Source organism: Maridesulfovibrio sp. (genome assembly GCF_963677005.1).
In the GTDB taxonomy this organism is placed as follows: Bacteria; Desulfobacterota; Desulfovibrionia; order Desulfovibrionales; family Desulfovibrionaceae; genus Maridesulfovibrio.
Genome location: NZ_OY781616.1, coordinates 874822 through 898492 on the forward strand (window position 1 = coordinate 874822; position 23671 = coordinate 898492).

General features: G+C 50.3%; 22 protein-coding genes and 1 other RNA gene. 18 read left to right on the top strand and 5 right to left on the bottom strand.

The window, feature by feature from the left end; all coding sequences use genetic code 11:
• Window positions 1–29 precede the first annotated feature (29 nt).
• The 6 genes from mutS (at window position 30) to ACKU4E_RS04015 (ending at window position 7641) form a co-directional block, all read left to right on the top strand.
• Complete coding sequence (mutS, locus tag ACKU4E_RS03990) at window positions 30–2663, top strand: DNA mismatch repair protein MutS (protein WP_320172613.1); 2634 nt, start codon at window positions 30–32, stop codon at window positions 2661–2663.
• Window positions 2663–3109 carry a hypothetical protein gene (locus tag ACKU4E_RS03995; protein ID WP_320169794.1) on the top strand — a complete coding sequence of 149 codons (447 nt, stop codon included), beginning with the start codon at window positions 2663–2665 and terminating at the stop codon, window positions 3107–3109. Before mutS ends, ACKU4E_RS03995 begins: the two co-directional genes overlap by 1 nt.
• Before the next feature lie 23 nt (window positions 3110–3132).
• On the top strand, window positions 3133–4371 hold the full coding sequence (gene lysA / locus ACKU4E_RS04000) for a diaminopimelate decarboxylase (RefSeq protein ID WP_320169795.1): 1239 nt from the start codon (window positions 3133–3135) through the stop codon (window positions 4369–4371).
• Between the two features lie 61 nt (window positions 4372–4432).
• The gene (locus tag ACKU4E_RS04005; RefSeq protein ID WP_320169796.1) at window positions 4433–5173 is read left to right on the top strand and encodes a 16S rRNA (uracil(1498)-N(3))-methyltransferase; all 741 of its coding nucleotides are present in this window, start codon (window positions 4433–4435) and stop codon (window positions 5171–5173) included.
• Entirely contained in the window at window positions 5170–6435 is a 1266-nt protein-coding gene (locus ACKU4E_RS04010) for a replication-associated recombination protein A (protein ID WP_320169797.1), read from the top strand. Before ACKU4E_RS04005 ends, ACKU4E_RS04010 begins: the two co-directional genes overlap by 4 nt.
• 87 nt (window positions 6436–6522) lie before the next feature.
• Window positions 6523–7641 carry an ATP-binding protein gene (locus tag ACKU4E_RS04015; protein WP_320169798.1) on the top strand — a complete coding sequence of 373 codons (1119 nt, stop codon included), beginning with the start codon at window positions 6523–6525 and terminating at the stop codon, window positions 7639–7641.
• Between the two features lie 8 nt (window positions 7642–7649).
• Here the strand turns inward: ACKU4E_RS04015 and ACKU4E_RS04020 are convergent, their stop codons facing one another.
• From ACKU4E_RS04020 to ACKU4E_RS04035, 4 genes are all read right to left on the bottom strand, one after another.
• Window positions 7650–8867, bottom strand: coding sequence for an HDOD domain-containing protein (locus tag ACKU4E_RS04020; protein ID WP_320169799.1), 1218 nt, complete (start codon window positions 8865–8867; stop codon window positions 7650–7652).
• Between the two features lie 8 nt (window positions 8868–8875).
• Window positions 8876–9772, bottom strand: coding sequence for a protein-glutamate O-methyltransferase CheR (locus tag ACKU4E_RS04025; protein ID WP_320169800.1), 897 nt, complete (start codon window positions 9770–9772; stop codon window positions 8876–8878).
• 131 nt (window positions 9773–9903) lie between these two features.
• Complete coding sequence (locus tag ACKU4E_RS04030; RefSeq protein WP_320169801.1) at window positions 9904–11178, bottom strand: glycosyltransferase; 1275 nt, start codon at window positions 11176–11178, stop codon at window positions 9904–9906.
• 178 nt (window positions 11179–11356) lie between these two features.
• Window positions 11357–12553, bottom strand: coding sequence for a glycosyltransferase family 9 protein (locus ACKU4E_RS04035; protein ID WP_320169802.1), 1197 nt, complete (start codon window positions 12551–12553; stop codon window positions 11357–11359).
• Window positions 12554–12678: 125 nt separating this feature from the next.
• On the opposite strand from ACKU4E_RS04035, the gene ACKU4E_RS04040 reads away from it, so the two are divergent.
• From ACKU4E_RS04040 to ACKU4E_RS04085, 10 genes are all read left to right on the top strand, one after another.
• Window positions 12679–13356, top strand: coding sequence for a bifunctional precorrin-2 dehydrogenase/sirohydrochlorin ferrochelatase (locus ACKU4E_RS04040; RefSeq protein ID WP_320169803.1), 678 nt, complete (start codon window positions 12679–12681; stop codon window positions 13354–13356).
• On the top strand, window positions 13343–14170 hold the full coding sequence (locus ACKU4E_RS04045; protein ID WP_320169804.1) for a cytochrome c biogenesis protein CcsA: 828 nt from the start codon (window positions 13343–13345) through the stop codon (window positions 14168–14170). The genes ACKU4E_RS04040 and ACKU4E_RS04045 overlap by 14 nt, the downstream gene beginning before the upstream one ends.
• A 3-nt stretch (window positions 14171–14173) precedes the next feature.
• Window positions 14174–15493: a glutamyl-tRNA reductase gene (gene hemA, locus ACKU4E_RS04050; protein WP_320169805.1), complete on the top strand. Its 1320-nt coding sequence runs from the start codon at window positions 14174–14176 to the stop codon at window positions 15491–15493.
• Between the two features lie 15 nt (window positions 15494–15508).
• Entirely contained in the window at window positions 15509–15844 is a 336-nt protein-coding gene (locus ACKU4E_RS04055; RefSeq protein WP_320169806.1) for a hypothetical protein, read from the top strand.
• Between the two features lie 9 nt (window positions 15845–15853).
• A complete protein-coding gene (gene tilS, locus ACKU4E_RS04060) occupies window positions 15854–16909 on the top strand; it encodes a tRNA lysidine(34) synthetase TilS (RefSeq protein ID WP_320169807.1) in 1056 nt (351 codons plus the stop codon).
• Between the two features lie 42 nt (window positions 16910–16951).
• The gene (locus ACKU4E_RS04065) at window positions 16952–17623 is read left to right on the top strand and encodes an adenylate kinase (protein WP_320169808.1); all 672 of its coding nucleotides are present in this window, start codon (window positions 16952–16954) and stop codon (window positions 17621–17623) included.
• Window positions 17624–17854: 231 nt separating this feature from the next.
• Window positions 17855–19285 (top strand): hypothetical protein, encoded by a 1431-nt coding sequence (locus ACKU4E_RS04070; RefSeq protein ID WP_320169809.1) that lies wholly within the window; start codon window positions 17855–17857, stop codon window positions 19283–19285.
• A 186-nt stretch (window positions 19286–19471) separates the two neighbouring features.
• Window positions 19472–20098 carry a hypothetical protein gene (locus tag ACKU4E_RS04075; protein ID WP_320169810.1) on the top strand — a complete coding sequence of 209 codons (627 nt, stop codon included), beginning with the start codon at window positions 19472–19474 and terminating at the stop codon, window positions 20096–20098.
• 28 nt (window positions 20099–20126) lie between these two features.
• Window positions 20127–20888 (top strand): DUF4198 domain-containing protein, encoded by a 762-nt coding sequence (locus tag ACKU4E_RS04080; protein ID WP_320169811.1) that lies wholly within the window; start codon window positions 20127–20129, stop codon window positions 20886–20888.
• 147 nt (window positions 20889–21035) lie between these two features.
• On the top strand, window positions 21036–22463 hold the full coding sequence (locus ACKU4E_RS04085; protein WP_320169812.1) for a response regulator: 1428 nt from the start codon (window positions 21036–21038) through the stop codon (window positions 22461–22463).
• On the opposite strand, the gene ACKU4E_RS04090 is transcribed toward ACKU4E_RS04085, so the two are convergent.
• A complete protein-coding gene (locus ACKU4E_RS04090; RefSeq protein WP_320169813.1) occupies window positions 22408–22611 on the bottom strand; it encodes a hypothetical protein in 204 nt (67 codons plus the stop codon). The two genes, ACKU4E_RS04085 and ACKU4E_RS04090, sit on opposite strands and share 56 nt — an antisense overlap.
• Window positions 22612–22739: 128 nt before the next feature.
• Between ACKU4E_RS04090 and ACKU4E_RS04095 the strand changes: the two genes are divergently transcribed.
• The gene (locus ACKU4E_RS04095) at window positions 22740–23069 is read left to right on the top strand and encodes a hypothetical protein (protein ID WP_320169814.1); all 330 of its coding nucleotides are present in this window, start codon (window positions 22740–22742) and stop codon (window positions 23067–23069) included.
• 135 nt (window positions 23070–23204) lie between these two features.
• Window positions 23205–23564: a transfer-messenger RNA gene (gene ssrA / locus ACKU4E_RS04100) on the top strand.
• The last annotated feature ends 107 nt before the right edge of the window (window positions 23565–23671 follow it).

The window sequence follows — 23671 nt, forward strand, 5'->3', positions numbered from 1 at the left end:
ATACCGTGAGCAAGCAAAAACTCACCCCCATGTTCCAGCAGTACCTTGATATCAAGGAAAGCCACCCGGACTCATTGCTTTTTTTTCGTATGGGGGATTTTTTCGAACTGTTTTTCGAGGATGCCGAAATAGCCTCCAGGGAGTTGCAGATAGCACTCACCTGCCGCAACCCCAATTCCGAATCCAAGGTCCCCATGTGCGGTGTTCCGCATCATGCTGCTAAATCCTATATTGCCCAGCTGGTTGAAAAAGGGTTCACCATAACTCTTTGCGATCAGATAGAAGATCCCAAGCAGGCCAAAGGGCTGGTTAAACGTGCGGTCACCCATGTCTTTACCCCCGGAACAGTCGTTGATGACGACACTCTGACAGCCAAGTCGAATAATTTTCTGGCTGCCCTGCTCTGGGATGAATCCAAGTCTGCCGGAGGGCTGGCCTGGATGGACTTTTCCACTGGTCAGTGGAGCGGGCTTTTCAGCAAGACAGAGAGCGAACTATGGCAGTGGGCGCTCAAGGTCAATCCCCGGGAAATGATCCTGCCGCAGGGTAAGGTAGTACCGCCCCAGTACGGCGATCTGGATGCCAGGATCACTCCGGCTCCTTCTGCCGGATATTTCAGCCTCAAATCAGCCAGAGACAATATTCTTGAAGTGCAGAAAGTGGCCGATCTCGGCTCTCTGGACCTTGATGACAAACCGCAGCTGACCCAGGCCTGCGGAGCCCTGCTGGCCTACCTGCGCCAGACGCAGATGCAGGAGTTCTCTCATCTTGGTGAATTCAGGCCGCTCAACCTGACCAAACATATGATTCTGGACGAAGTCACCGAGCGCAATCTTGAGCTTTTCAAACGTCTGGACGGTAAAAAAGGCAAAGGCACCCTGCTGGCCGTGCTGGACAGAACCATCACCCCCATGGGCGGGAGGCTGCTGAATATAAGGTTGAAACAGCCGTGGAGAGATCTTGCGCCCATTGAGCATAACCAAAGAGCGGTCACTTTTTTCTTTGAAGACGATTCCCTGCGTTCCGGAGTGCGTGAACTTCTGGACACCGTTTACGACCTTGAACGTCTTTCCACCCGTGTTGTGCTCGGCCGGGCAACTCCCAGAGATTTTATCGGGCTGCGACAGAGTCTGAAAACTCTGCCCCCCATTCAGGAATTTCTGCTTCAGGCCGCCCGCCGGACAGACGAGGAAAGCCGGAGCATGGCCCCTGCCCTGCGGTCCATCATTTCAAAATGGGACAACATGCAGGATGTGGCAGATCTGCTTGAGAGGGCTCTCGTGGACAACCCGCCTCCGGTCATGACCGAGGGAGGTCTTTTCAAGACCGGTTTCAATCCCGAACTGGACGAGCTGATCCAACTGACCGAGCACGGAGAATCCACCCTGGCCGATCTGCTTGAGCGTGAAAAGGAAAGCAACGATCTTCCCAAGCTTAAAATGGGTTTCAACAAGGTCTTCGGATATTATTTCGAGCTTTCCAAGGCTTTCAAGGGACAGGTGCCTGAGTATTTCGAACGCCGTCAGACTCTGGTCAACAGCGAGCGTTACATCACTCCGCAGCTCAAGGAGCTTGAGGACAAACTTCTTTCCGCATCGGAAAAACGCAAGACCCTTGAATACGGTATGTTCCAGAAAATCCGTGAGGAAGTAGCCGCCAACCGCAGCCGGTTCATGTTCATGGCCGATGCCATTGCCGCTGTTGATTTCTGGCAGGGACTTGCCGAGGCCGCGAGGGTTAACCGCTGGGTCTGCCCGGAAGTGCATGCGGGCATGGAAATAGTCATTGAAGAAGGACGGCATCCGGTTGTGGAAGCCGTACAGGGATCGGCCAATTACATACCCAACTCGCTGACCATTGACGAAAAAAGGCGGATACTGCTGATAACCGGTCCCAACATGGCCGGTAAGTCAACAGTTCTGCGCCAGATTGCGATTATGGGCATAATGGCCCAGATAGGTTCGTACATCCCCGCCTACAAGGGGCGTATCGGGCTTATGGACCGTGTCTTTTCACGAGTCGGGGCTTCTGACAATCTTGCTCAGGGACAGTCCACATTCATGGTTGAAATGATGGAAACGGCCCGCATACTGCGTCAGGCCTCCATGCGCAGCCTGGTTATTCTTGATGAGATCGGCCGCGGAACCAGCACATTTGACGGTCTGGCTCTGGCCTGGGCCGTTGTAGAGGAGCTTTCCCGCCGGGCCCGAGGAGGAATCCGAACTCTGTTCGCTACTCACTACCATGAATTGACTTCCCTTGAGGGAGTTATTGAGGGGCTGCGCAATTTCAATATTGCGGTGCGGGAATGGAAAGGCGATATCCTTTTTCTGCGCAGGCTGGTACCCGGACCTGCCGACAAGAGCTACGGCATCGAGGTGGCAAGGCTTGCCGGGGTACCCAAACCTGTAGTAGTCAGGGCTAGGGAGATTCTGGCCGATCTGGAGGAAAAATCCGGGGAAGGCGGGCACGGCTCACATGTGACTGCTGTTCAGTCCGTACTGCCCGGCATGGGCTGCGTCGGCTCCGACAGGAAAAACGGAGTTCCGCCGGAAGAACATGCCGTGGTCAAGGCCCTGCGTGATCTTGATGTTAACGGGCTTTCGCCCATAGAAGCGCTTACCCTGCTTAATCAGTGGAAAACATCACTGGGAGATAATTGATGAAATATCCTGTTAAACGATACATACTGCCTGTCCTGCTGGTTCTTTTGCTTGCCGTTTCCGGCTGCGGCGTAAGCATCTGGCCTTCTCCCCGGAAAAGCGACGATGTCTTTTCTTTCGTTTCTGTTGAAGGTAAACGGGTCGGCGAGTGCATTAAAGTCATTGTAAAGGTTGACGGGGCATATCAAAATGTGGAAAATTTAAGTCTTCAATTCCAAGCCGACGGTTCCGGTCCCGGAGAAGGCTGTCCTTCCTGTCCTTTTTTCCCGGCAATTCGCAAAGATTTTGTGCCCGGCTCCGAAGGTATTCAATCTGACGGCCCCACTTTCGTATTCAGCGAATGTGGACTTGATCCCTCAAAAAGCTATCGTTGGAGAGTCGTGGCGCGTAACGCTTACGATGCACTCGGGGTAGTTATCTCCGATGTGTACACGGCTATACCTTAATTAATTTATGGAGTTCTTCCACCATGCATCATTTTGAATTCAAAGATAATGTCCTTCATGCTGAAAATATCAGCATTCCCGAACTCGCAAACGAGTACGGAACTCCCCTTTACGTTTATTCGGCCGCAACCCTGCGCAGACATTTTGAAGCCTTCGACTCTGCATTCACCGGACTTGAGCACATGACCTGCTACTCCGTGAAGGCAAACTCCAACCTCAGTGTTCTCAAGCTTCTGGCCGAGATGGGCGCGGGTATGGATATCGTTTCCGGCGGAGAACTCTACCGGGCTTTGAAAGCAGGTGTTCCGGCAAGCAAAATCGTGTACTCCGGCGTAGGTAAAAAAGCCTACGAGATTGCAGAAGCCCTCAAGGCCGACATTCTCATGTTCAATGTGGAATCCGTGGCTGAACTGCACAAGATCAATGAAGTTGCCGGGTCCATGAACAAGACCGCACGCATCAGCTTCCGCATCAACCCGGACGTTGACCCCAAGACCCACCCCTACATTTCCACGGGGATGAAAAAGAACAAGTTCGGTCTGGACATGGCAACCGCCAAGGAAGCCTACAAGACCGCAGGAGAACTCCCCAACGTAAACCCGGTGGGCATGGACTGCCATATCGGTTCACAGCTGACCACCATCGAACCTTTCCTGGAAGCTCTGGGTAAACTTCTCGCCTTCAGAGATGAACTTTCCGCAATGGGAATCACGATTGAACATCTCGACCTCGGTGGAGGACTCGGTATCACCTATGATGAGGAAACTCCTCCTCATCCCAAAGAATTCGGCGAGGCCCTGAGCAAGGCTCTGGCCGGCAAGGGACTTAAAGTCATCCTTGAACCGGGCCGTGTGATTGCCGGAAACTCCGGAATTCTGGTTACGGAAGTGGTCTACACCAAGAAGACCCCGACCAAGGATTTTCTTATTGTGGACGCTGCAATGAACGACCTCGTGCGTCCTTCACTGTATCAGTCCTACCATAATATCGGGGAAGTGGTTAAGAACGAGCGCCCTGAGGTCGACTACGACGTGGTCGGTCCCATCTGCGAATCAGGCGATTTCCTTGCCAAGGACCGTAAACTTCCTGAAATCAAACAGGGAGAGCTGCTGGCCGTATATTCCGCCGGTGCGTACGGTTTTTCAATGTCATCCAACTACAACTCCAGACTCAGGGCTGCTGAAATCATTGTAGACGGAGATGACGTCATTATTGCCCGCAGAAGGGAAACCTACGAAGATTTGCTTAATCTCGAAGCTTAAACAATATTCATTCACAGGCCGGAAAATGTTTTCCGGCCTGTGGTGTTTTCAACGGTAGCCTATGTCCCGTCTCAATTCGTTCTATCTTCCTCCGGAAAACTGGCACTCTCCATTTGTACTTGATGGCGGAGAGGCCCGGCACATGATTAAAGTCCTGCGGACGCGCACCGGAGATGTTGTCAGACTTTTTGACGGATGCGGCAGGGACGGGCTTTTTAAAGTCACCTCCCTCACCAGGACGAGTGTTGCCCTTGAGCTTGAAGAAGAGAAAATTCATCCGGATCACAGAGGACTCAGCGTGGCTATCGGCTGGAACAAGTCCTCGCGGCGCGGGTGGATTCTCGAAAAGGCGGTCGAGCTTGAGGCTCGGAGAATAATTTTTTTTCAAAGCGAGTTCAGTCAGGGAAAGATTCCCGCGGAAGTCAAGGATTCGTGGACTGAAAAACTGGTCACTGCCGCCAAGCAGTGCGGTAATTCGTGGTTGCCAGAACTTATGGTGGTCAAAGGGTCGATGGACTCTTTGGTTGAAGTCTCCGAGGAATATTCGGACCGGCTGCTGCTATGGGAAAAAGCGGATAACGAATCCGTTCCGGACTTTTCCGTCCTTGCCGGGGAATCCGTTCTTGCCGTAATCGGTCCTGAGGGGGGATTCAGTTCCCGCGAAGCAGAATTCATGATCGAGAGCGGTTTCAGATCCATAAGTCTGGGGAAAAGTATTCTCAGGTGGGAAACAGCCGCCCTGCTCTGTCTTGGTGCTGCCTATCTGGAACGGCAGAAAGCGATGCCGGGAGAATCAGAATGAAGCTGGAATTGACCGATACCCAGCCGCTGGCCGATCGTATCCGGCCCGGAAATATAGATGAATTTGTCGGACAGAATCATATCCGGGAAAGAATCGAAGCCTTTGAACGCTCCAAGAGACTGCCCAGCCTTCTGCTGTTCGGCCCTCCGGGGTGTGGAAAATCAACGCTTGCGTTGCTGCTTGCCAAATCCACCGGGCGCCATTATGTGCGCATCAGCGCTCCGGAGGCCGGAATAGCCGCCCTGCGCAAGCAGCTTGCGGGGATGGACATTCTCATCCTTGACGAACTGCACCGTTTTTCCAAGGCGCAGCAGGACTTCTTTTTGCCCATTCTGGAATCCGGCGAAATCACTCTGCTGGCCACCACAACCGAGAACCCATCTTTCAGTGTAACCAGGCAGCTGCTTTCCCGGTTGCATGTTCTTCGGCTGAGGTCGCTTACCAAGGTTGATCTCATCGCCATCTGCAAACGGGCCTGCGAAGAACTGGAGATTACACTGGAAGCGGACAGCCTGAGCCTCATTGCATCTCTTGCCGGAGGCGACGGGCGTACTCTGCTTAACCTTCTTGAATACACGGCCCAACTGCCCGAAGAAAAAAGGCATGCCGACAATCTGCGCGGGATTCTGCCGGATACCGTGATCCGCGGTGACCGGGACGGAGATTCGCATTATGAGCTGGCTTCGGCGCTGATAAAATCCATTCGCGGCAGCGATCCGGATGCAGCCCTCTACTATCTGGGCTGCCTGATAGAAAGCGGCGAGGACCCCAAGTTCATTACCCGCAGGCTGATCATTTCCGCAGGTGAAGACATCGGGCTGGCCGACCCTTATGCCATGACTCTTGCCGTATCATGTCAGCAGGCTGTGGAATTCATCGGCATGCCGGAAGGATTCATCCCCATGTCTGAGACGGCTGTATATCTGGCCCTTGCTCCCAAAAGTAACAGTTCCTACGCCGCCTATCACGCTGTGAAGATGGAAATCCGTCAGAACGGAATGCTTCCTGTTCCTCTGCATCTGCGCAACGCAACGACAAACCTGCAGAAGGAATGGGGCTATGGCCGAAACTACAAGTACCCCCACTCTTTTCCCCGCGGCTATGTGGATCAGGAATATCTGCCGCCGGAGATTGCGGACCGGACCTTTTATACTCCCAAGGATCAGGGTGAAGAGCCCCGGTTGAATGCATGGCTGCAGGGACAGCGGAGATCCTCGCGTCCTCGGATGGATATCAATTCTCTGGGGAATAAGAAAAAGTAGTTTTTGCAGGTATCTTCGTCTAAATCATTGCCAGTATCTGTCACGGGGTGTATTATTCAAAATAAACTTCTGTGCCGGGATGCGGTAATGACCTCATTCAATTCTATCATAATAGAAAATATAATCGAAAGTCTTGACGTCGGCCTGATGGTTCTGTCCCACGAGGGAAAGATTATTTACCTCAACAAGGCTGTGTGCGAGATACTGGGACTCAACCGGGAAGAACACCTCGGTTTTGGGTGGGGCGAACTGTTTATTACTGATGAAATTTCAAATGCGGAATTTAATCAGGTCGTATTGGATGTGATTATGGAGCAGTCCATAGGGCTGAAGCATGTTGTCCCATTCAGACCGAAAGGCTACGTCTGTCTTAAACGTCTTTCAATCACCTCCTCTTTTCTTACCGAGAATGAAACCGACATCGGCATGGTTTTCCTGTTTGAGGATATAACCGAGATTTATAATGCCGAACAGCGTGAAAAGAAGATCCTGTCCCGCAATGTGGAACTCCAAAAAGAACGAATCGAAGGGCTGGACTCTCTTGCTCAGGCTGTAGCACATCAGGTACTGAATCCGACCACAGTCATCGGCGGAATGGCCAATATCATTTCGCGCAAGCTGCCCGAGGGAGACCCTTTGAAGCGGGACGTGCAGATTATCACCGAGGAAGCGCTCAAGCTGGAAGGACTGGTGGCTGCGGTGCGGACCTATTCGGAAATTCCCAAACCGCAGCCTGTGGAAGTGCACGTGCGGGATTTTTTTATAGAAGCCGGTATAAACGCCAACAGGATACTGTCCCGCATAGGCGAAGCCATAGAATTAAGGCTGGATTGTTCGGTCGATACAATGATGGTCGGAAAAAGCCTGTTTATGACGGCCGTTGTGGAACTGCTTTTGAACGCCAGCAATTTCACTCCTGAAAAAGTTACGGATGTCCATGTAAAGGTGGAAAGCATCTTCAAGAAAGTGGTGATCAGAATAATCGACCACGGCATGGGCATAGCCGAGCCATACCTCGGACATGTGCTGGACCCGTTTTTTTCGACCAAGGCCAAAGGGGTCGGCATGGGACTTTCGAGGGTTAAAAAGATAATTTTCGAGCATCACGGAAAACTTACCGTGGAAAGCCCCGGTCCGGGAAAAGGCACAACGGTCACCATTGAACTGCCCTGCCCCGAAAATAATTGCTGCGGGGCCGATGTCTGACCTGCCTATCAGAAAAAACTGGAAAACAGTTCTTTTATCCTGCTGTCGTAATCATGTACTATCTGAACAAGCATTTCTTCATCCACTCCCAGTTTTTCCGGAAGAGTTTCATCCACGCCGGGAATAGCGTACATGCCTCCATCGGCCAGACCGACGGCAAGTGCGAGATTGTCGGCCAGTTGCAGTATTCCTGCTTCCTTGTAGTGGTTTGAAAGGCTGGGGTTATGGTGGGACGCGATAATATCGATCAGTGATTCCGGGAAACTCCATCTTTCAAACATTGCCCTTGCAACCTCGGTATGATTGAAACCGAGTACCATATCTTCGGCTTCCACCAGCGGAATGAAATTTTCCCGGGCATGAATCATTGTCTGCACCGCGCTGCAAGGCATTTTCTTGAACAGAATCAGCCGACCAGCATCGTGAAGCAGTCCGGCGGTGAACATTTCCTCCGGCACCACTCCGTCCATCTGCTCGGCTATGACCTTGCTGAAAACAGCACAGGTCAATGAATGCAGCCAGAAAGTGCGCATGTCGATCAATTCCGGCGGGATATCCCTAAAATAGCCGATGGTGGAAAGTCCCAGTGCCAGAGTGCACAACTCCCGCCCGCCGATCAGAGCAACAGCTCTTACCAGCGAGCTTATTTCAGATGGAAAGCCGTAAAGAGGACTGTTGACCAGTTTAAGCAGTTGTGTGGACAGCCCTACATCCAGCCCCACGACCTCCGCTATCTGCTGTGCCGAGGTATTCGGATCGGTTACCGCTTCCTTGACTTTGAAAAATATATCCGGAAATGAAGCCAGCTTCAGTTCATCATCCACAATGTCTTTTACAGAGCCTTCATCGCGGTAGAACAGGTCGCGCATATCATCCAGTTCTGTTACGGTCTGTTCCTCGCGGGTGGGAATCCTCCAACCTTCCATGAGTTTCACGGCTGTTTTGTACACGGCGATATCAAACAGTTTAATGCTTGTAGGATGGCTGTGATCAACAAACATGAAGTAATCCCGGACATAGGTAAAAGCCTTGTCCAGACTTGCCTCATCCGGTTCCTGATTTTCGGCAGTGAGGATTTCCACTGTTTCTATTCCCTGTTTTTTGAAAACCGCGATGTTGCTGCGAGTCAGTACCGATCCGGCAGGTAAAAGCATCCTTCCCGACTGCTTTACATCCGCCCCTAATATCATTCCCGGCTTAACTTCATCTATGAAGATTTTTTTCATCTTTCACCTCAAGGGATAGTGGTCTGTGCTTGGACTTTTCGGTACGAGATAGCGCCTCTATGCTGCTTTGCTCTAAAATCTTTGGTGATCAGATGCAGGGATTCCGAGTGCCCTACATATAAGTGACCATCATCAAGCAGGTTTGAATAAAACCCGTTGAGAACCTTTTTTTTCATTTCCCTGTCAAAATAAATGATTACATTCCTGCAGAATACTACCTGCGACCTGGGTATGACCCGGACTGCCCTTTCGTCATTCAGGTTTATCTTGCCGAAACTGACCAGCTTTTTGACTTCCGGTTTCACTTCAAAAACATTGTCATCCAATTGTTTGAAATATTTTGATATAATATTTTGCGGAGTAGCCCTCAAGGCATATTTTGTATAAACGCCCCTTTTGGCCAGATTAAGCACGTTTGTTGAAATATCGTTGGCCGTTATCCGGATTCTCCATTTATTAAAGTCATTCTTTAAGGTTTCGTGCAGAATTATGGACAGAGTATACGGCTCTTCGCCTGAAGAACAACCGGCAGACCAGATACGTAATTCCCTTCGTCCGGTTTTGTTGCCGATATCAATCAGTTCCTTGAGCGTATAATTGCGAAAGGCGTCAAGCTGGGGGCCGTCTCTGAAGAAGCTGGTTTCGTTGGTGGTAATCAGTTCCAGCATATTTATTTCTTCCGCTTTGCCTTTTACCCCGTTTTTCAGAAAATTGATGTACTCGGTATAAGTTTTGAAACCCAGTTCCGTAAGCCGGTGCGAAAATCTGTTTTCCACCATAAAAGCGCGATTGTCCTGCAGAAAAATTCCTGCAAGATTATAAACTAGTTCTTTAAATCTGCTGAATTCATCGGGAGTGATCTTGATACTTCCGCTGAATCCTCTTTGGGAAAACAATTGCGCCATATGAGATTCTCATGAGCTGCTTTATTTAATGGACTTCCTGTCCGTCATTTCTATCTGTTCCGTTTATTTGTTTTGATTGTTATCTATATTTACAAACCTGTCTAAAAAGTAAAGCCGCTGACAGCCTGTTTTTACCGATTATAAGTTTTTTTCCATTCATCCAGAAAAAGAATTCCGGCATCCAGCGGACTCAATTCTCCATGCCTGGCCCTTACCGCAGTTACAAGATCACTGAATCCAACGTTTGCAGGAAGGCCGAGATTTTTAATCAAACCGAGCAGATCGGTTTTGAGTTCCTCGGGAAAGTCCGGACCGAAGATATCATCGGTTGCCTTTTCCTCAGGCCAGTCGGGAAACTGTCGGGCCGTGAAATCTATGAGTGTCTGCATCCTGTTTGAGTATGTATGGTCCTTCAGCACCCTTTGACGGGCTTTTTGGGCGTACTCCATTCTCTCCTCAGGATGGCTGAGAAAATACCTGATTTTTTCATCAAGGTCCTTAAGGCTTTCGAAATGGGCCAGTTCCCCTTCGGAAAAAGCTTCATCCATAAGCGTTCTTTTGTCCACAAGCTGAAAAGCTCCGCACGCGGCAAGTTCGAATGTTCTGGGGTTGATGAAGTCCCCGCCGCTGACCAGCTTGTCGGCATGTATGGAAGAGTGCAGGTTCAGGTTGACCTTGGTTCCGTTGAATATTTTTACGCATTCCTCGGACGAGACCCTGCGACCGCCCAACTGCAGGTACGGCTCAAGCACGTGGTCGCCGTCCCATTCCGAGCCCCATATCTTGAGCCCGTGGTGGATAAGTTTGCGGAAGGCCATCCTTCTGTTGGGATACCCTGCCCCCATAAAAGAAACATCCCCACCGTATTTGCGGACATCGGCCGGGGTCAGCTCAACCGGTTTGTGAAAGTCCGGCTGGGCAGCCAGAGGCAGGTAAAGAACCTTTCCGGACCCCACCTTTTCAAGCTCGGTAAAGAATGGTTCCTTCTGGATTACCGCAAACACATCGTAAAAACGGGCGAAAACCTGCCAGTAGGTGAAAAGTCTGAAATCCTCCACAAACCACATGGCTGTTTTCACATTATCCCGGCGCAGTCTTTTAAGAGCCTGGTGGGTTAGCGGAGCCTGAGCCATGGATAAAACCATATCAGGTTCGAATGTTTCCACTTTTGCAAGAACAGCCTGTGAAAGGACCTGCAGAAAACTGTTCTGTAAATACTTATGCCTGTCCGCAGTCACCTTAAGGTTGTCCAGAGCGCCGTAGGCATCGTAAAAATCAGGAGCTTCAAATACCTCAACCAGATGGCCAAGTTCCTTCAGTGCCGAAACGCAAAACCTGCCTACAGGAAGAGAGCCTCCGTAAAGCGGAAGCACAACCAGAATGCGCAGCACCTTGTCCGTATTCATCTCATTATCCTTTTTTTACGTTGCGTTACTTATCTGCTCTCCACATCCCTAAGACTCGAAGCAAAGCTTTTCGCCCAAGGGCTGATGGGCCTTTGGAATCCCTAACAGTTTAGGGATGTTGTCTTGAAAATACTTACTAAGTCCAAAAGATGCTGAACCAAGGCAATCACTATACTCGTCATGCCGTGATCCAATCTTTTTCCCGGTAGAATTTTTCCGCAAGTTCCGGGAACGGGCCGTGTTCACCGATATCCAGAATCCCCAGATGACAGGCTACGAAACGGCGTATTCTGTCCCTTTGTTCAGCGGTCCGGTCGTTTCCCTTCCGGAGCGAGAACGCGGTACCCAGAAAATCGCAGTCGGATTCGAAAAGATCCAGCCCGTCAGGGAGATGTTCCGGCTTGCCGGTGGCTATGAATCTGGCCATGCCGGGACTCCGAAACGGTTCCAGACATTTCAGACTGTTATAGCACGGGCTTGATTCAACACACGGGGAACAATCTGTGTCCGCCTGAATTACGGTATGTCCGGCACCATAGGGTCCGGTTTCCGTACACCATGCGGAAGACAGAAAGAATCCGGTCACCGGCACCCCGAGGTGCGCGGCAAGATGCATGGTCCCAGTGTCTGGAGTTATGATCCGGTCAAGGGTGCCGACTGTTTCCACCAGACCTTTCCAATCCGTTTTACCGGCCAGGTTAACGGTATCCGCAACGGCCGCCGCAGGGAATTCCGAGAGAAGCCGCCTTCCGGCCTCTCTTTCCGAGCTGCTGCCGAGCAGAAATATTTTCTTGCATTTGTTCGCGGAGCGGGCCGCAAGCACCAGAGGTGCCAGAGCTTTGTACGGTAACGATCTCCTGCTTTCCCTTCCGGCAAGGACAACCCCGATACCCCCGCCTTTCGGCACGGCGACCGGGTTTACTTTGTCTGCGGCGATCATTTCGGGACTGAGCGCGGCCCAGTAATCTACCAGATTTATATTGCAGCGCCTTTCCGCAGCAAGCCGGAATGCGAAATCAAACCATGCGGATTTAACCGGTTGCCCGTTTACTGTTTTATGCCCTTTTATTTTTTGCGGATCGAACATGGTTGCCGCAGCATAGTTCATCGGTGAAAAATTAAGGTTGTATATCTCCGTGAATTCGATGCTTCCAAGTTCCGCGAACGTTCTTATATTGGTTGGCAGTACGGAATCGATTCCCCTTCCCTTGACGCCGGTGCCATGCGCAATCAGTGAATGGATGACTGCCTGCGGGAACAATATGCTCGCAAGTTCGGTCAGCGAGCGGTCCACGCAGATATGAACTTTGAACTCACGCTGCTGCAGGGTCAGAATCAGCCGTTTGGTCTGGACGAGATCTCCAAACCGCGTCAACTGAATTATCAGGGCTCGATTCATAAAAAACCTTTAATGTAATGAGGTTGGAATTCAGACTATAACCTTTTGCCGGCACTTTGTCATTTTACAATGCGGGCACACTTTTGCTATGCAGAAGTTCTATGAACTACTACCCTGTTTTTCTGAAAGTTGAAAATCGTAAATGCCTGCTGGTCGGCGCCGGCAGTGTCGGGGTACGCAAACTCGGGTCGCTGCTGGAATGCGGACCGGAGTCTGTTACCGTCCTCGACACTTCGGAACCGGGAAGCGACATGCTTCTGCTGCTGGAAGACCCCAGAGTCCGGTTTGAACAGCGGGCTTTTGTTCCTGCGGATCTGGACGGAATTTTTCTGGCTCTCGCATGCACCAGCAACAACGAGGTCAACAGACTGATTTCGGAATTGTGCCGGGAGCGCAGCGTTCTCTGCAACATTGCCGACTATCCGGAAGGGAGTAATTTTATCGTTCCCTCGGTAGTCCGGCAGGGTGAGCTTACACTTGCCGTATCAACAGGCGGGGCTTCGCCTGCGTTTACCCGGAAGGTACGGCGGGAACTGGAAGTCATTTTCGGGCCGCATTACGGTGCATTCATCACTTTAATGGGAAGAATCCGACCTATGGTCCTTGACCTCGGCAAGGAAACAAGCCAAAACACCGCTTTGTTCAGGCAGCTTGTTGCCTCCCCTGTTTTAGAGGAATTGGAGGCCGGGAACATGAGCCTTGTTGAAGAACAGCTCGGCCGGATTCTGCCGGATGAACTCGTTTCACGAATACCGGAGCTAATTAATGAGCTTATTTGAGATATTTCAGATTATCATTATTGCCTGCTATCTTACGGGCACGGGATTATTCTTCGCAGGAAGCATAAGGAACAGCGATTCCATGGGGCGGCTCGGCAATATGGCCGCTGTCGGCGGATTCGTTCTGCATACCGTGGACCTGGTCCTGGCCCTTACTCTTTACCGGGGAACGGTCCTTAGCGGAGGGTATTTCTATTTCAGCCTGCTCGGCTGGAGCATCATTCTGGTCTATTTCGGTCTTTGGTGGAAGGTGCGCAGCACCTATTTCGCCCTGACCGCCTCCCCGCTGGCCCTGCTGCTTTTTCTTGTCTCCCTTGCGGCCAGAAGCCTTAAAGTCACTCTGCCCGTGCACCTTGCCGGTCTTTTCATCGGGCTGCATATCGGCACCATTTTTGTGAGCATCGCCCTGATGGCAATGGCCGCCGGGGCCGGTGTCGCGTTCCTTTATCTGAACAACAAGATAAAAACCAAGGCCAACCTGTCCGCAATGGGACGGGACATGCCTTCTCTGAATACTTTCGACAAGGTTAACCACTGGGCTATTCTCATCGGATTTCCCCTTTACACTCTGGGGCTTGCGGCCGGATTTCTCTGGGCGCGCAGTGCTTTTTCCAAGATGTTTTCATGGGACCCCAAAGAGATCGTCACTCTGGTGGTCTGGTTTTTATTTGCTTTTCTTTTTCACCAGCGCATGCTCGTGGGCTGGAGAGGAAGAAAACCGGCAATTCTAGTGATTGTTGTTTTTGCGATCACCATGATTTCTCTTTGGGGCATCAATTTTTTTGTGCCCACTCACCATAGCTTTAAAGTCTGATTTATGGACCATAATATTTACCTGATAGGTCTTAACCACCGCTCCGCCGGAGTGGATGTGCGTGAACGTTACGCCCTTACCAATGTGGAAGAGTTCGAGAGCGGACTGCTTGAAGCCGGTATGCGCGAGGTCATGGCCCTTTCCACCTGCAACAGGGTCGAGATTCTGGTGGTCTGCCCTGCTGACCTTTCCGAAAAAGATGTGTTGAAGTATTGGGCCCGCAGATGCTGCGGCTCGGTCGGGGAGCTTGAGCCGAATGTTTACTGCCACAAGGACCTTATGGCGGTTAAGCATCTGTTCCGGGTGGCGTGCAGCCTTGATTCCATGATTGTCGGAGAACCGCAGATTCTCGGGCAGTTGAAGAGCTCATACCGTAAGGCGGTTGAAGCTGATTCAGCCGGAGTCATCATCAACAGGATGCTGCACAAATCGTTCTTCGTGGCCAAAAGGGTCCGCACGGAAACATCAATCGCTTCCAGTGCAGTCTCCATAAGCTACGCCGCAGTGGAACTGGCCAAGAAAATTTTCGGAGAACTGAAAGGACAGCGCGCCATGCTGATCGGTGCAGGCGAGATGGCCGAACTTGCGGCCACACATCTGCTGAACAGCGGTGTCGAGCATATTTCCATTGCCAACCGTACCTTTTCGCGTGCCGAAGAACTGGCAAAAGCCATGGGCGGTCAGGCCGTCTCCTTCGAAAATCTTTACGAACACCTGGCTGAAACCGATATCATAATCAGTTCAACCGGTGCTCCGCATGCGGTCATCAAGGCCAAGGAGATGAAGAAGGTCATACGGAAGCGCAAGTTCCGTCCGATGTTCTTTATTGATATCGCCGTTCCGCGCGACATTGACCCGGACGTGAACGGTCTGGACAACGTTTACCTCTATGATATCGATGACCTCAAGGATGTCGTGGAAGAAAACCGTTCCCAGAGAAAGGACGAGGCGGTCAAGGCCGATTCCATCGTGGAGTTCGAAACCCTGTCCTTCGGAAACTGGATCAACTCCCTTGACCTGCAACCCACTATCGTCGACCTTTTCGACCGCAGTGAGAATATTGCAAGGAAAGAGCTTGCCAGAACACTCAAAAGGCTCGGCAGTGTTGATGATGATACTGTAAAGGCCATTGAAACCATGGCTCTGGCCATAGGAAGAAAGGTTCTGCACGAGCCGGTGACCTTCCTTAAGAGACGTACTGAAGAGGAAGGTGCGGCCGAAAGGTTCGTGGACCTTGCCCGGCGTATGTTCAATCTGGATAATGATACCATTCCTCCGGATGCCCACTGTGCGAGGAAGAAAAACAAGACCAACACGGATTAAAAGGATTTCAAGCCGATGAGAAACTATCTTCTGGATGAGATATACGAGCAGGATGTTAAAAAAATCGCTGACGCTCTGACTGAACTCGATTTCAAGGGGCCTATTGAAGGGATTTTCTATCTTCCTGTTCCCGATGATTTGCTGAATGAGGAACAGAAGGAACACATGGACGAATGCGGTCCTTTTTTCATGGCTCTTGAGGTGTTTGAAACATCAATCCGTGTGGAACTGCTTATCCGTGCCCGCAATAAGATCCGCTGTTCCTGTATTTCCTACGCCAGCGATGAACAGCGCAATCACATGATGAACTACCTTGACCAGTTTATTACCGATCTGGGAGTGGCCGTTTAAAGGATCGCGATGTTCTCACTGCCAAAGTCAATTCAGGAATTGAACTCCAGACAGGCCAGACTCTGCCTTGAAATCGAAAAATTCGGTAAGAGCCGGGCCGGGGCGGATTTCAGTTCCGGAAATATGCTCGTAGGTGTGTCCGGAGGCATCGACTCCACTGCCCTGCTTATAATTTCCACCCTGCTGGCCGGGAAATCCGGGGGCAGGGTTTTTTGTGCTCATGTCAATCACGGACTGCGGGAAAGCGCTGCCGGTGATGCTGAATTTGTGGCAGAACTGTGTGCTGAACTCGGAGTACGTATGGAATCTGTCCGCTATGACGTAAGGGATTATGCGCGCAGTCATTCCATTGGACTGGAAGAAGCGGGAAGAATTCTGCGGTACGGTTTTTATCAAGAGTGCATGGACAGGTTCAATGCCGATTACCTGCTTCTTGCCCATCATCTGGGGGACCTTTGCGAAGACGTTGTCATGCGGCTCATTCGCGGGACCGGCTGGCCTGCCCTTTCCGGCATGGACGCAGCAGATCCCGGGCGGAAGCTTCTGCGCCCCCTTCTTTTTACCTCCAAGGACAGATTGCGCTCCTTTCTTGAATCAGTAGGCTGTCCCTGGCGCGAAGACGAATCCAATCTATCCATGCAATATACCCGGAACAGGGTGCGCCATCAGATAGTCCCCCTGCTTATTGAGGAAAACCCCGGTTTCGGAAACGGAATCAGGAGGCTCAAGACACAGGCGGAGCTGGACGATGATTTCTGGACCGGCGAAGTCAACCGGATTCTTTCCTGTGCTGAAGGCCTTGATTCCGGAGAATTTTTTGTACCTTGTTCTGTTTTGAACAAGTCTCACCCTGCGTTAAGGTTCCGGGTTTACAAAACAATTCTTGAATCACTTGGCAACGGACATGTGCTTTCCGATTCCCTTGAGCGTCTTGATTCCGCTTTTTCAGGCCGAAAGTCCGGTTCAACGGTTCAATTTCCGGGCAGCAAGGTCGTAATTGTAAATAAAAATGGACTGTTATTCAAAGTGATAAAGACCATTGACAGGGAAAGCGGCAAGGTTTAGAACTTTGTGAAATTTGTTACTAATTCTTTAGGAGGACAACAGATGAATATTCTTATTTTCGGACCCAACGGCAGCGGTAAAGGTACTCAGGGCGCACTCGCCAAGAAAAAATACGACCTCGATCACATTGAATCAGGCGCTATCTTCCGCAAGCACATCGGCGGCGGCACCGAACTCGGAATGAAGGCCAAGGCATATATCGACAAGGGCGAACTCGTACCTGACGATATCACCATCCCCATGGTTCTTGACGTTCTGCAGTCCTCCGGCGAAAACGGCTGGCTCCTCGACGGTTTCCCCCGCTCCATCGTTCAGGCTGAAAAGCTTTGGGAAGCTCTGGAAAAAGACGGCGTAAAACTCGACTACGTTATCGAAATCCTGCTGCCCCGCGAAGTTGCCAAGAACCGCATCATGGGCCGTCGCCTCTGTGAAAACGATCCCAACCACCCCAACAACATATTCATCGACGCCATCAAGCCTGACGGCGACAAATGTCGCGTATGTGGCGGAGCTCTCTCCTCCCGCGCAGACGACCAGGACGAAGATGCAATCAACAAACGTCACGACATCTACTATGATGACAAGACCGGAACTATTGCTGCTGCATACTTCTACAAAGATCTGGCTCCTAAAGCTGGCTTCAAGTACATCGAACTCAACGGTGAAGGCACCATTGATTCCATCAAAGAGACCCTCATGTCTCAGCTTTCCTAGTTCGACTGAACTTGTTTATAATAAGGCCCGTGATCCTCGTGATTGCGGGCCTTTGTTCTTTTGGTCAACTAAATTTGAAATTGCGGCTGTTCATGCCCGGCCAGTCTTTTTATCATTCCCTTAACAGATTCTTGTGTTAAATATTATTTATGTCTCTGCCCGCATTAAGTTTACCGCAACTGTGCCGATAGTTGTAATGAGGTGGAACAAGTTAAAACAGACGGTCCAGATATGAACAAATTCATTTCAGCAGCAGTTGTTATCTTCATTTTGATTCCGGCATTGGCTTTGGCCTGGCCCGGAAAGATCGTTGCAATTGACAATGCAGATACATTTGTCGTGCTCAAGAACGGACAGGAGCCGGTCAAAGTCAAGCTGGCAGGGGTCAGTCCGGCGGCAGGAATGACTGCCGCCAAGTCCAGGCTCGGAAGCAGCAATATAGTGCTGATGAAGGATGTTGATGTCCGGGAACTCAGTTCGTCCGGGGACGTTGTTGTGGCGGATGTGACCATTGACGGAAAGTCGCTGGCCAAAGATCTGCTTGATGCCGGTGTGGTGCAGAGTATTGCCGCAGCTCCGGATTCACCAACTGCCCAGGAAGCGGCAACGGTCGATTCCAGCACAGCTCTGCCGGATGCGGCAACTGCTCCTCAGAATATTCCTGCCGAAGCAGAACCGCAGAAAGAAACATCTGCGGACAAAATAATTGCCGAGCTTGATCCTCCGGCAGCTCAACCCGAAACAGTTCAGACTCAGCCCGTAGTTAGAAGACAACAACCACAACCCGCACCTGTATCCCGTCCTGTTTACAGATATGCCGTACAGCCTGCGCAACCGTTGGGTCTTTGGCCTGCCCGTCCCGCTGCTGCTCCGGTCCCGGCTGTATCTCCCGGAATTTCCAGCTATGGATCAGGCAATCCGTCTGCATCCTTTGCTTCTGCTCCGGCTTCTGCTCCGGCTTCTGCACAACCATCTACGGCAGCGAATGAGGTTGCACAAACTGCCGGACCTGCACAAAGTTCGGACCAGATGCAGGTTGCCGGAGATATAGCCAAACAGGACTATGAACTGGCAGTCAAAGTGCAGCAGAAAACCAGAATCAGGAAAAACGGCGGTTTTTTTGTTCCCAAAAAGAAATCCCAGACCTTTGTCGGGGGAGGCATGGGAACGCAGGTAAAAACCGAGCCTTCTGGGAATGTCCCTTATTCCTCTTTCGGAGCAATGGGAGGAGTAAACGTCCGGCACTTCTACCCTTCCGGATTCGGTATCGGTGGTGATTTTACCATGAGCAGAGGTTCCGGAACATCTGGAACAGTGACGGACGCCAACGCCACAAACGGAACAGCTTACGATTACAAGTCGAAAAGTTTTGACACGTACACCTTTACGGCAGCACTTCTTTATCGATTTTACAGTGATTCCAACTGGCTGCCTTATGTTGCCCTGCATGGAGGGTATTCCATTTTTTCATATCCGGATACTGTTTTCAGTATTTCTGATGGAGCTCCTGTAGCCGGAGCCGGTGCTGGAGTGCTTTATGAATTTGATTCAGGGTTCACAATCGGTGCAGATTTAAGATACATGCAGACTTTCGGCACCAAATCACATGACCCGTCCGGATTTTTCGACAGCACGATCAACTTCGGATACACTTTCGACTGACCCTTTCCTCGCCAATGAATTCAGCAGCAGGCAGCCGGTAATAACCGGCTGTTTTTTTTATCTCCTTTGTTTGAATCTGCCTTCACCAACTTGACTGTGAACATTGTTGAGTGTACTACTATTTTTTCACTGGTAGCACATCTTGACGATGTGTTTTTTATTGATCAACATAAAGGGTGCTTGAAATTGAAAATACTATCTTTTCGAGTCGCGTTTTTGCTTATTGTGTTCATGCTTGCCGGAACTTCCGCCTATGCTCATAGGGTAAGCATTTTTGCTTATGTGGAGGGGAATAAGATTTTTACTGAAAGTTATTTCAGCAAAAGCAAGCGGGTACATCAGGGCAAGGTAGAAGTTTTCAGTACTGCGGACGACAAGCTGCTGCTCTCGGGAGTAACGGATGATGACGGAAAATTCGATTTCGCCATTCCCGAAGAAGCTGAGAAGACAAAATGCGGCCTGCATCTGGTTCTTCATGCATCGGAGGGGCATCGCGGTGAATGGACGCTGGCTCCTGATGAGCTCTATCCGGCTTCGGAAGCAGCTGAAGAAAGTGTTGAGCCCGCATCTCAGTCGGAAGCGTCCTCTTCTGGAAGTTCGGCATCAAAGGCTCAGAGTTCTATCTCTTCCACTGAACTTTCCGAACTGAATTCCAGGCTGAAAGAACTCAATGCCAAGGTGGATACCGTGAAGCATCTTCTTATTGAGCAGCAGGAAAAAGGACCGGGATTTCATGAAATAATTTCCGGAATAGGCTACATTCTCGGCCTTTTCGGAATTGCGGCTTTTTTCTCATCGCGAAAAAGGGCGTAGAAATATTAAAACCAAATGGAGTGCGTAGATGCGTAAATTGACTGTGCTGTTTGTGGCTTCTTTACTTGTTCTGGCTTTCAGCGGTTCCGCGCTGGCTCATTTCGGTATGCTGATTCCCGAAAGTTCCATTGTCCTGCCTGCTAAAAAATCGGCCGGGCTTGAGCTTTCATTTTCACATCCTTTTGAAGGGCACGGAATGAATCTTGTAACCCCTAAAAAATTCAGTGTATATTATGATGGTCAGGAAACCGATCTTCTTTCTGCTTTGAAGAAAACCAAAATCATGGATCATGATGCATTCAAAGTGGAGTACAAGTTCAAACGTCCGGGCATGTACACATTTTTCATGGAACCGACCCCCTACCCCGAACCGGCTGAAGACAACTACATCATTCATTACACCAAAACCGTTGTCTCCGCGTTCAACGAAGGTGAAGACTGGAACAAACCTCTCGGCGTGAAGACTGAAATCATTCCTTTGACCCGTCCCTGGGGCAACTATGCCGGAAACGTATTTCAGGGGGTAGTCATGCTGGACGGCAAACCCGCTCCTTATACCCGCGTTGAAGTGGAATACTACAACAAGGATTCCAAATACGTAGCTCCTTTCGAGTGCATGGTTACCCAGGAAGTTCTGTGCGATGCCAACGGTGTGTTCACCTTTGTATGCCCGAAAGCAGGCTGGTGGGGATTTGCCGGACTCAATGACGCCGACTACAAAATAAAAGGTAAAGATGTTGAACTCGGCGCAGTCCTTTGGATTGAAATGATTCCTTATAAAACCAAATAGTTCTATTTATAAACCGATTTAAGTGTAAAGGCCGGGGCATTTGCTTCGGCCTTTACATTTGCGCTTTCTAACCTTATTGATCAGTTATCAGGATATCTATTTTGGGGTAAAAACTGCTGGATCAGGCGGTTACAACACGGAGTTTGGATGCGCAACCCGCAGGTCCTTATAGTCGATGACAGCAAAACCATACGCTCGGTTATCTGTTCCCAACTCAAGCGCCATTCCATAGATGTAACGGAAGCTGTGGACGGTCTTGAGGGGCTTGCCCTTACCCGTGAAAATCACTACGATCTGGTCATTACCGATATTACCATGCCGGGCATCAACGGCTACCAGCTGTGCTCTGAAATCAAAAACAACCCGGATACCCAGTCCACTCCTGTCATCATCCTTTCCAGTAATGAAAAAAATGAACATATCGAAAAAGGTTTTGAAGTCGGGGCGGCTGCATATGTGACCAAGAACAACGCCCGGCAGGAACTGATTCCGTATATTCAGGAAATTCTGAATCGGTCCAAGATTCTGCGGGACCGTCTTGTTCTGGTTGTTGATGACTCCAAGTACATACTTAAAATAGTTGATGCAGGTCTCTCTGCGGCCGGGTTCAAGGTGGTTACGGCGTCCAATGGAGCCGAGGCATTTGAAATTGTCAGCCAGGTAGCTCCCGACCTTATTCTGTCCGATATCTGTATGCCGGTTATGGACGGCATAGAGTTCTGCGAGAAAGTGCAGAACCATCCCGATCTTTCGCATATTCCGTTTGTCATAATGAGTTCGGGCTCCGACCGCAGAACAATGCGCGAACTGCTGCACAAAGGCGCAGCCGCTTTTCTGGTAAAACCGTTCAACATTGACCAGTTGGTGATAACCGCGGAAAAGCTTTTAAGCGATCACTTCCGGATTCTCCTGCAGCAGCGCGAGCTTTTGAAGAAAGAGCGCACCCTGCTCATGGGCAGTATAACCAGTCTTGTTCAGGCACTGGAAGCAAGGGATTCCTATACACGCGGCCATTCGGATACAGTCTCTTTCCTATCCGTAAAGACTGCTGAAAAGCTGAGATTGCCGGAAAAGGACGTGGAGCGCATCGAGTTTGCGGCAAAGCTGCACGATCTTGGGAAAATAGGAATACGTGACGATATCCTGTTGAAAAACGGGCCGCTCAGCGAGCAGGAATTTTCTGTAATCAAAAAGCACCCTATTCTTGGTGCTGAAATACTGAAGCCAATTCCAAGCATGGAAGACATTATCCCTGCTGTGCTGCATCATCATGAAAAGATGAACGGAAGCGGTTATCCGCACGGGCTGACAACAACAGAAATACCCCTGTGGGCCAGAATCATATCCGTATCCGACGTGTACGATGCCCTGACGACAGACCGGCCCTACAAGAAGGCTTTTACCCACAAGGCGGCCATGGAATTTATTGAGGATAAGGCTGATAATGAATTATGCCCTGAATGCACAAGAGCTTTTCAGGCCGTTATGAGTGATTTTCAACCGGAAACGGTCAAGCGGATCAGCATGGCTGCAGTTTGTCCAGGCCGGAAACTTCCCACGCTTTCTCCTTGCTGATCTCTTCCGCCTCGGCGAGGATTGTTTTTTCCATATCACAGTCAACATCACCGCTCTCTTCCACTCCCATCTGAAAAAGCCTCTGCTGGTTGGTGTCATAAATATAGGCGTTGTCTTCGTACAGATAGAATTTGAAAGGATTCTGCATTGTTTTCCCCTTGTTCTTATGAATTATTGTTTGGTTTTTCTAGCACTTTGCGCAATGACAAGGAAGGGGTATTGCTGTAACATTTTCAAAATACTGAACCCTGAATCGGAATGTTTCAAGGAGTTGTCATGAAGTCCGGTTTTTTTTCCGCAATGCTTATGCTTGTTTTTCTGATGCAGCTTATGTGTCTATCGGCGTTTGCCGGCACCACGATATACCGCTGCGGAGAGTCCGGCAGCTGTATTGACGAGCGGGTCAATTTCGGTACTGTCCAGATCCGCTGCACCGATGCTGTCGGAACCATGAATGCTTCCTGGGTGTGCGAATATGAGGCCGAATACTCCTGCCGCAACGAGATGACCGGAGAGGTCCGCACCGGAGGATTTGATCCTCTTTCAACTTCGTTGTGCGAGCGTCTTTGCGGGGCCTGCAAGGCCGGGTGGAAACAAATAAAGTAAAAGAGCTTGCCAACAGGCAGGCAATGGGATAATCACAACTTCCTTCACCTTGCAGGGGCAGTTTCTTTTGATCCGACACCCTTGCATCATTTTCAGGCTGTATTATCATATAGTCAGTGAAAGGTTCTTTGAAATGGGGGCGCACTGGTTTCGACGGGGGTGAAAGAAGCCAAGATTGCAGGTCGTGGCGCCGCTGGCCACGTAAAAAGCGGCACAATCATAATTGCCAACGACAATTACGATTACGCAATGGCAGCTTAATTAAGCTGACCATGTCATAGCTTTGATGTCTGATATTAGCTTTGACAACAACCCCATCAGGCTGGCCATTCTTCTGTTGCACGTCCAGAAGGAGGTAAGAACCCAGCACGCGCTGGTCCATGTGTTGCCTGTTCAGGGGCGTTCATGTGGGCGAGATTCAATACTTGAACTAAACCTGTAGACATCTTGGTGGAGCATTCTCGGACGGGGGTTCGATTCCCCCCGCCTCCACCATTTCATTGATTTCATGCTGTCCCATACAGTTTCACAAAGAACGCTAAACCCTTGTTATTCATACGAATAGCAAGGGTTTTTTTCGTTTCTTCTACGTTCGTTATAGT

Coding starts and splice junctions, on each gene's coding strand:
- mutS (WP_320172613.1), top strand. CDS start 30: ATGTTCCAGCAGTACCTTGATATCAAGGAAAGCCACCCGGACTCATTG.
- ACKU4E_RS03995 (WP_320169794.1), top strand. CDS start 2,663: ATGAAATATCCTGTTAAACGATACATACTGCCTGTCCTGCTGGTTCTT.
- lysA (WP_320169795.1), top strand. CDS start 3,133: ATGCATCATTTTGAATTCAAAGATAATGTCCTTCATGCTGAAAATATC.
- ACKU4E_RS04005 (WP_320169796.1), top strand. CDS start 4,433: ATGTCCCGTCTCAATTCGTTCTATCTTCCTCCGGAAAACTGGCACTCT.
- ACKU4E_RS04010 (WP_320169797.1), top strand. CDS start 5,170: ATGAAGCTGGAATTGACCGATACCCAGCCGCTGGCCGATCGTATCCGG.
- ACKU4E_RS04015 (WP_320169798.1), top strand. CDS start 6,523: ATGACCTCATTCAATTCTATCATAATAGAAAATATAATCGAAAGTCTT.
- ACKU4E_RS04020 (WP_320169799.1), bottom strand. CDS start 8,867: ATGAAAAAAATCTTCATAGATGAAGTTAAGCCGGGAATGATATTAGGG.
- ACKU4E_RS04025 (WP_320169800.1), bottom strand. CDS start 9,772: ATGGCGCAATTGTTTTCCCAAAGAGGATTCAGCGGAAGTATCAAGATC.
- ACKU4E_RS04030 (WP_320169801.1), bottom strand. CDS start 11,178: ATGAATACGGACAAGGTGCTGCGCATTCTGGTTGTGCTTCCGCTTTAC.
- ACKU4E_RS04040 (WP_320169803.1), top strand. CDS start 12,679: ATGAACTACTACCCTGTTTTTCTGAAAGTTGAAAATCGTAAATGCCTG.
- ACKU4E_RS04045 (WP_320169804.1), top strand. CDS start 13,343: ATGAGCTTATTTGAGATATTTCAGATTATCATTATTGCCTGCTATCTT.
- hemA (WP_320169805.1), top strand. CDS start 14,174: ATGGACCATAATATTTACCTGATAGGTCTTAACCACCGCTCCGCCGGA.
- ACKU4E_RS04055 (WP_320169806.1), top strand. CDS start 15,509: ATGAGAAACTATCTTCTGGATGAGATATACGAGCAGGATGTTAAAAAA.
- tilS (WP_320169807.1), top strand. CDS start 15,854: ATGTTCTCACTGCCAAAGTCAATTCAGGAATTGAACTCCAGACAGGCC.
- ACKU4E_RS04065 (WP_320169808.1), top strand. CDS start 16,952: ATGAATATTCTTATTTTCGGACCCAACGGCAGCGGTAAAGGTACTCAG.
- ACKU4E_RS04070 (WP_320169809.1), top strand. CDS start 17,855: ATGAACAAATTCATTTCAGCAGCAGTTGTTATCTTCATTTTGATTCCG.
- ACKU4E_RS04080 (WP_320169811.1), top strand. CDS start 20,127: ATGCGTAAATTGACTGTGCTGTTTGTGGCTTCTTTACTTGTTCTGGCT.
- ACKU4E_RS04085 (WP_320169812.1), top strand. CDS start 21,036: ATGCGCAACCCGCAGGTCCTTATAGTCGATGACAGCAAAACCATACGC.
- ACKU4E_RS04090 (WP_320169813.1), bottom strand. CDS start 22,611: ATGCAGAATCCTTTCAAATTCTATCTGTACGAAGACAACGCCTATATT.
- ACKU4E_RS04095 (WP_320169814.1), top strand. CDS start 22,740: ATGAAGTCCGGTTTTTTTTCCGCAATGCTTATGCTTGTTTTTCTGATG.